General features: G+C 51.8%; 6 protein-coding genes and 1 pseudogene. 5 read left to right on the top strand and 2 right to left on the bottom strand.

Annotated features, from left to right (window positions below):
* Both F7B33_RS08340 and rnhB read left to right on the top strand, forming a co-directional pair.
* A partial coding sequence (locus tag F7B33_RS08340) for a metal ABC transporter permease (protein ID WP_297074114.1) occupies positions 1 to 630 on the top strand: 630 nt, incomplete at its 5' end.
* Positions 605 to 1321, top strand: coding sequence for a ribonuclease HII (rnhB, locus tag F7B33_RS08335; RefSeq protein WP_297074113.1), 717 nt, complete (start codon positions 605 to 607; stop codon positions 1319 to 1321). The genes F7B33_RS08340 and rnhB, both read left to right, overlap by 26 nt.
* Before the next feature lie 126 nt (positions 1322 to 1447).
* Here the strand turns inward: rnhB and F7B33_RS08330 are convergent, their stop codons facing one another.
* Positions 1448 to 2830, bottom strand: a complete 1383-nt coding sequence (locus F7B33_RS08330; RefSeq protein WP_297066214.1) for a dolichyl-phosphate-mannose--protein mannosyltransferase — start codon at positions 2828 to 2830, stop codon at positions 1448 to 1450.
* 60 nt (positions 2831 to 2890) lie between these two features.
* Here F7B33_RS08330 and F7B33_RS08325 point away from each other — a divergent pair, with 60 nt between their 5' ends.
* Positions 2891 to 4042, top strand: coding sequence for a methyltransferase domain-containing protein (locus tag F7B33_RS08325; RefSeq protein ID WP_297074111.1), 1152 nt, complete (start codon positions 2891 to 2893; stop codon positions 4040 to 4042).
* On the opposite strand, the gene F7B33_RS08320 is transcribed toward F7B33_RS08325, so the two are convergent.
* Positions 4037 to 4231: a PCNA-inhibitor gene (locus tag F7B33_RS08320; protein WP_297074110.1), complete on the bottom strand. Its 195-nt coding sequence runs from the start codon at positions 4229 to 4231 to the stop codon at positions 4037 to 4039. The genes F7B33_RS08325 and F7B33_RS08320 overlap by 6 nt on opposite strands.
* A 122-nt stretch (positions 4232 to 4353) precedes the next feature.
* On the opposite strand from F7B33_RS08320, the gene glmS reads away from it, so the two are divergent.
* On the top strand, positions 4354 to 6162 hold the full coding sequence (glmS, locus tag F7B33_RS08315; RefSeq protein WP_297074108.1) for a glutamine--fructose-6-phosphate transaminase (isomerizing): 1809 nt from the start codon (positions 4354 to 4356) through the stop codon (positions 6160 to 6162).
* A 10-nt stretch (positions 6163 to 6172) separates the two neighbouring features.
* Positions 6173 to 7602: pseudogene (locus F7B33_RS08310) on the top strand (peptide transporter); the annotation flags it as partial.

The following is a 7602-nucleotide window of genomic DNA, read 5'->3' as shown; positions in this document are numbered from 1 at the left end:
CTCGTGGCGCTCATCGTCACGATTGCAATCGTTCTAATCATCGCCCAGCTTGAAAAGCTCGGCTTTACACCTGATTCGGCAGTCGGAATAGTGGCGAGCTTTGTGGCCGGCCTAACGGTTCTCGGCTTTGGAGTACTCTACAAGGTTATGGCGAGTAGGCCCTACTTCCCACTGACTGAGAACATCGTTTCCTACCTTACGGGTGATATATTCCTCATAACGATGAACAACCTCGCGGTTCTAATCCTCGGCGGTGCCGTAATCTTCTTCATTCTTCTCTTCCTCTACCGTGACTTCCTCTACCTAAGCTTCGACCCAGAGGGAATGGAGAGCTACGGTGGAAACGCGAGGGCTTACCTCATGATTCTCTACGTCCTTGTAGGTGCCATAGGCGCTCTTATAGTCCAGACAGTCGGTTTGATAACCCTTCAAGTTGTAGCCGTCCTCCCGGGAGCGATAGCCCTCATGGTGAGCTCAGATTTGAGAAAAGTGCTGGCGGTTAGCTTAGCGCTAACGCTAGTGATTCAGCTATCCTCGATAGTATTAGCTTATTACACGGCAATCCCCCCAAGTGGTATAGCGACGATAATGCTCGGCGTAATCTATGGCGCGCTCCTCTTCAGGAGGTGAAACCTTGGGAAGAAAAATAGCCGGAATAGACGAGGCCGGCAGGGGGCCGGTTATAGGGCCGATGGTGATAGCGACGGTTGTCGTTGATGAAAGAAAAATCCCAAAGCTTGAAGAACTCGGCGTCAAGGACTCAAAAAAGCTGACCCCCAAAAGGAGGGAGAGGCTCTTTGATAAGATTTTAGGCCTGGCGGATGACTACACCGTTTTAGTTCTCTCGCCGGAGGAGATAAGCTCCAGAGAGGGAACGCTCAACGAGTTCGAGGTTGAGAACTTCGCCAGGGCTTTGAACTCCCTAAAGATTAAGCCCGACGTCATATACGCCGACGCCGCGGACGTTGATGAGAAGCGCTTTGCCCGCGAGCTAGAGGCAAGACTGAACTTTAAAGCCGAGATTATATCGAAGCACCGTGCCGATGCGCTTTTTCCTGTTGTCTCGGCCTCTTCTATAGTGGCGAAGGTTACAAGGGACAGAGAAATCGAAAAGTTGAAGGAGGAATACGGTGAAATCGGGAGTGGTTATCCGAGCGACCCTAGGACGAGGGCCTTTCTGGAGACGTATTACAGGCAACACGGCGATTTCCCGCCGATTGTGAGGAGGAATTGGAAGACGCTGAGGAAGATTGCGGAGAAACTTGCAAAGGAGAAGAAGCGGAGGGGACAGGCTAGTTTGGATGAGTTTTTAAAAGGATGACCAAATTAACAACTTCATCCGGTGGAGGCAAGCCTTTAGAAGCCCCTAAATCCCTGTCAGGCCTTTTCTTTCCGTCATTCATCATAAATCCCACCCAATATGTAATAAACAAAAAATCAAAGACCACTAACGGCCAATCCTCGCCTTCACTGTCTCCTTCAGCTCTATAATCCACGACCAGTAAAGCCTTAAGGACTCTCTGAAGGCCTCCCACTTGAGGAGCTCGTTGAGTGCCACGCCCATAACCACAGCCGCCGGTGGAACCAAAACCGTCGCATAGAAGCTGAACTGCGTTTTTCCTCCGAGAACGTACTGGAGGGCAAAAAAGCCGATTGTGCTCCAGAAGACCATGAACGGTGCAAGTATTCCGGGCTTTCTCCTGTGGAGCCAGGGCATTGCGAGGATTAAGACAACCATTCCGAGGAGCAGAACGGGGTCTGTGCTTGCGAAGACGTTGGGGTTGAAGTGGAACGGAAAGGCCCTGTAGTTGACGAACCACTGCCAGAAGGGCGAGGTGTTGGGGTTCGGCCCCTTGTAGCTCAGATGCCATTTGAAACTCCCGAGGAACTGTTCCAGCCATGGAATGAAGCCTATCGCCTTAATAATCGTAATCTCCGGGATGAGGAATGCAATCCCCGGGATTATAACCACTATGGAGAAGAACTTGATGAACGAGTTCTCCCTTTTTAGGGCTCTGTAGAGTAGCACCGGCCAGCCGAAGGCACCGCTCAGCTTTGTCGCTCCGGCAAAACCTATCGCCACAGCCGAACCCAGTTCCCTCTCGTAGACCAGGGTCAGAACGAACAGGGCGACGAAAAACGCCACGTGAATGTCGAGCATCGCCGCTATCGACGTTGCCTGAAGCGTCGGGTCAGCGACCACGAAGGCCAGTGCTATGAGCGATGCTAGGTAGCTCCTGCTTATCCTGTACGTCGCAAGAACGACGAAGAGCTCAATTAAAGCGAACTCAATTATACCTGGAAGGCGCCAGTAAATAGGCTTGTCTCCCAAAAGAACCATGCTCGTCATTATGATATCCTTCCCGAGAAAGGGATGCTCCGTGTTGAGGTAGTCCTGAATGCCCTCTTTGTCCGGATATCTAAATCCCGGGACGACGTAATAGGCACCTCCGGGTACCTGGAGGGCGAGCTCGTTGAGAAAACTCCGGTATTTACCCTTTGGAATTTCGTAGTAGACCCCGGGGAAGTTGTAGTACTCTATTCTGAGCCTCACGCCGTTGAAGGCCGCTATGGCATCTGCGGTGCTGAGATACTTGAGCTTGTCGCTCTCGTTGGTAAAGATTACGTTAACGCCGTAGCTCCCGTTGTGTTCATAAGTTACGTTAACACCGAGGAGGTGGAGGACGTTTCTGCTTGCCGGAACGTACCAGACTTCATCGCCTATGTAGTCGTTCAGGCTCTCCTGAGAAGCGAAGTGATAGGCGAACCACACGGTTCCAATCATTGTAAGAGCGACGATTAAAGCAAAAGCGACCCTTTTCCAGTCCATTTTCAACACCGCTCAAACTAAGCGGACAACGTTTTTAAGTCTCTCTCCTTAGGCGAGAACATGCTGGAGGGAATCACCGAGGAGAAAATCAGGGAAGGGATGGAGCTCATCAGGCGCGGTTTCGATGAGAAGAAACTCCGCGCGAGACTCGGTAAGAACTGGGAGGCCATAGTTGAGATAGCGAGGGCAAGGATTAAGGCTAGGGATAAGTTCTCGCGCGACGACCTGTGGATGGACCTTGAGGGCCTGCGCTACGCAACACACGAGGTTGTGGCTAAATACCGCGCCGGACGCCTCAGGAAGTTTGGAGTGAAGAGTATCGCCGACGTTTCCTGCGGAATAGGAATACAGCTCATCTTCTACGCGATGAGGGTTGAGAGGGCCTATGGCATTGACATAGACCCGCTTAAGATAGAGTTCGCGAGGAGAAACGCCGAGAAGTACGGGGTTTCGAACATCGAGTTCATCAACGCCGATTCCCTCAGGGAGGAGACCGTGAGGAGAATCGACGCAGAGGTAATATTCTCCGACCCTGCTAGACCTCCTGAGATGCCGGAGAGAAGGCTTGAAGACCTCCTTCCGAGCCCGCTTGAGGTTTACAGGGCTTACAGCTCAAAGACCGACGCATTTATCTTCGACCTTCCACCACAGATGAGGCGCGAGAGGGTTCCCTGGAAAGGGGAGTTCGAGTACATTGACCTGCACGGGCACCTAAACAGGCTAACCTTCTACACCGAGACCCTCGCGAGGGCCGAGAGAAGCGCTGTAATCCTTCCGGTGGGGGTCAGGCTGGAGAGCAACCCTGACCTTGAGGACATCGTTGAATGGACTGAAGAGCCCGGCGAATACCTCTACGAGATACCGCAGGCAATAGACTACGCGGATTTGCTCAACGAACTCTTCCACGAACTTCCCGTTAAAGCCAAGATGCTCCTAAGGGAGAAGAGACGCGTTTTAGCTACCGGAGACGAGCCGGTTAAAAGTCCCTACCTGAAGAGAACCTACTCGGTAGTTGCCGTCCTGCCCTTCCACCCGGTGCGGATAAACGACTTCCTCAGGAGAGAGGGCTACGGAAGGGCGACCCTCAAGGTAAGCGTCCCACAGGAGGACTACTGGAAAATCAGGAGGCGCATAGAGACGAACCTGAAGGGAGAGAAGAGGGCCTTCGTCTTCAAGGTCGGTGAGAAAGCTATTATCGCGGAGGGACTATAGCTCCTCTATCTTCGCGTTTTTAATCCTCTTGGAACCGATTCTGAGCTGTTTGAAGTAGTTCACGTGCTCTTCGGGTAAAAAGTAGTCGAGACTCGTTGATTTGAGGCGCTTTTTCTTCCTTTTCGGCTTTTCGTTGGACTTTACCTTGGGCTTCGTGTTCCTGAGGAACTCGTCGAGCTTCCTGTCCATCGGTTCACCTAGTTAAAGATTGAAAACCGAATATAAAGGCTTTTCTGATGGTTCAACTTTCTTAGGAAAGCTTTTAACTTCCTGAGTTTATCGGGGAAAAGAGTAAGTCGGGTGAGGTGCCCATGTGTGGAATCATAGGCTACATAGGCGAGAGAAGGGCATGTGAAGTCATCGTTAAAGGCCTGAAAAGGCTCGAGTATCGAGGTTACGATTCCGTTGGCGTTGTAACCGAGGAAAACGGAAAGCTTTACATCAAAAAGGGTGCCGGAAGTGTTGATGAAGTCGTTAAAAGGCTCAAAATCCTTGACATGCCCGGCAAAAGGGGTGTCGGCCACACCCGCTGGGCGACCCACGGTGTTCCAAACGACATCAACGCTCACCCCCAGAAGGACTGCACAGGAAGGATAGCACTCGTCCACAACGGCATAATCGAGAACTTCGCGGAGCTGAAGAAGGAGTTGCTCCAAAAGGGCCACACCTTTGAGAGCGACACCGACACCGAAGTTATAGCCCACCTCATTGAGGAGGAGCTCAAGTCGAGCGAGAACTTTGAAGAAGCCCTCAGGAAAGCTCTTCTCAGGCTTAAAGGTTCCTTCGCCCTCGGTGTAATCTACACGGAGGAACCCGATAGGCTCTACTTCGTCAGGAACGAGAGCCCCCTCGTTCTCGGAATCGGAGATAGGGAGAACTTCGCGGCCAGTGACGTCCCGGCATTTCTTGAGTACACAAACAGGGTTGTCTTCCTCGACGACATGGAGTATGCCGTCGTTACGAAAGACTCCTGGGTCGTGAAGAGGCTTGAAACAGGGGAAGAAGTTCAGAAAGACGTCAAGACGATAAACTGGACCCTTGAGATGGCCGAGAAGTCCGGCTTCCCGCACTTCATGCTCAAGGAGATATTCGAACAGCCAAGAGTTTTAAGGGACGCTATCCACGGCAACGCAAAGGTAATCCGCGAGGTTGCGGGGGAGATAGCTAACTATGATAAAATCTTCATTGTCGCGATGGGGACTTCCTATCATGCTGGTCTCGTGGGCAAATACCTCCTCCAGAGGCTCGCCAAGAAGGTTCCAATAGTTGAAGATGCAAGTGAGTTCCGTTACGAGTTCGAGGACCTTATTGATGAGAACTCCCTCGTCATAGCGATAACCCAGAGCGGTGAAACTGCCGACACGCTTGCTGCAATGAAGCTGGCCAAGAGGAAGGGGGCTAAGGTTCTTGCGATAGTCAACGTGGTCGGGAGCATGGCGACGAGGATAGCGGATTTAACCCTCTACACCCACGCAGGGCCAGAAATCGGAGTCGCCGCGACCAAAACCTACACAACACAGCTTGCCGTTTTGACCATGCTCTCCATCGAACTCGCGAGGGTCCTCGGAACTGTCGATGGGGAATACCTAGCGAAGCTTGAGGAGTTCCTCAGGAAGATTCCCGACCTTGCCGAGGAGGTTCTGAACCTCAACGGACCTCTTAGGGAGCTCGCCGAGAACCTCAAGGAGAAGAGTGACTTCTTCTACATCGGTAGGGGTATAGGCGTTCCAACAGCTTTGGAAGGTGCCCTGAAGCTCAAGGAGATAAGTTACATCCACGCCGAAGGTTTAAGCGCTGGCGAGCTGAAGCACGGTCCCCTGGCGTTGATTGAAGACGGCGTTCCGGTTGTGGCGATAGCGCCAAACGGAAAGACATTCGACAAAATGCTGGGCAACATAGAGGAGGCGAAGGCGAGAGGGGCATACATCATAAGTCTTGGCTCCTCCGAGAGGCTGAGGGAGGTCTCGGATGTGTTCCTCAAAATGCCTGAACTTGATGAAATACTCACTCCCATCCCCTATATAGTTCCCCTCCAGCTTCTCGCGTACCATCTCGCCGTGTTGAGGGGCAACGACCCCGACAAGCCGAGAAATCTGGCAAAGTCGGTCACCGTTGAATGAGGTGAGGGTAATGAAGACGGATGTTAAGGAAAAGAGGAAGAAGAAAAATAAGACAGGAACAGACATCTCAAAAGTTTACATCCTCTTCAGGGAGTACGGACTGCCGGCAATAGTTCTCCTTTTTGCATACATCGGTTACAAGATAAGGGCTGTCACCTCAAGCTACAAAACGTTCCTTGACCCTGATACATTCTTCCACTTCGAGATGTACAAGCTGGCAATCCACGAGTGGATTCCAAAGTATTACGCCTATGCCGAGCCTCCTATGGGCATAAAGGCAAGCGGTTACCTCGGACTCTACACGATGCAGGCACTCTTCTACAAGATAACCCACGCCCTCTTTGGCTGGAGCGGGCTTCAAGCCTTCAAGGTCTGGCCACCTTTTGTCGGTGCTATGATAGTCATAGCCGTCTTCCTCGTCGGCAGGAAGCTACACTCCAACTGGGCCGGGTTCTGGGGAGCCAGCTTAATGATGGGCTTCTACGGGGCCATAACGAAAACCTACTCCGGAAACAACCGTGGTGAAGGACCATTCATGATGTTCTTCCTGTTCGCTTTCTACTCCCTGCTGGTTTACCTCGACGAAAAGGAGTGGAACTGGAAGAAAATAGCCGGTGCGGTGGCTTTCCTAATACTCAGCCCGATTTACATGGGTGTATGGACGGGCAGTCCCCTGGGAGTCATGATTTTCCTTGCGACTGGCGCAATAGTTCCCGTCGTCTTCTTCGCAATCGGAAGGATGGAAGAGCTCAGACGCTTCGTATTTGAGTACTACCCAATCCTAGGCCTTTCAATACTCCTAGGGCTCTTTGGCGTCTACATTAGATTTGTTGGGATTGGAAGCTTCCTTGTGTTCTCTCTGGAAGTTTTAGCCGCGATAGTTGTTCTCACATTGATAATGCTCTACGGCGAGAGGGTTGGCCTCAACTACTCCGACGTTGCCCACAGACTCGGGACCGTTATTGGGGTTTCAATAGCTGGATTCCTCGCGATATACGCCTACTTTGGAAAGGACCTCTTCAACTTTCTCAAAGCGGCGACCCGCTCGACGCCGCTCTATCAGACGGTTGCTGAACTTCAGGGCATCAGCTGGAGCCAGCTAATAAAGACGTTCAGCCTCAAGCCCGTCTATCGGAACGGTGTCGTGGTAAAGGGCGATAGCATAATCTTCCTTCTATCCGTTGCTGGCCTTGTTATCCTCCTCTGGAGGTTCTACAGGCACGTTAAGGAGGGTAGCTACGAGCTCTACAAGGACTTCATGCCGGTATTTTACTACCTTGGTGTTATCTACCTCTTCAAGCAGGCAATCAGGTTTTCATTCCAGGCCTCCGGTGCAGTTATACTTCTTGCGGGTATAGCCCTGGGGGAGGCTTTCATCTTCGTTGAAAAGATGAAGGACACAGCAACGACAAAGGCACTTTACGCGCTCTTTCTGGTGTT

Source organism: Thermococcus sp. (assembly GCF_015523185.1).
Classification (GTDB): Archaea; Methanobacteriota_B; Thermococci; order Thermococcales; family Thermococcaceae; genus Thermococcus.
The sequence above is the reverse complement of the archived record's forward strand: the minus strand, read 5'-3'. Positions and strand labels throughout refer to the sequence as shown.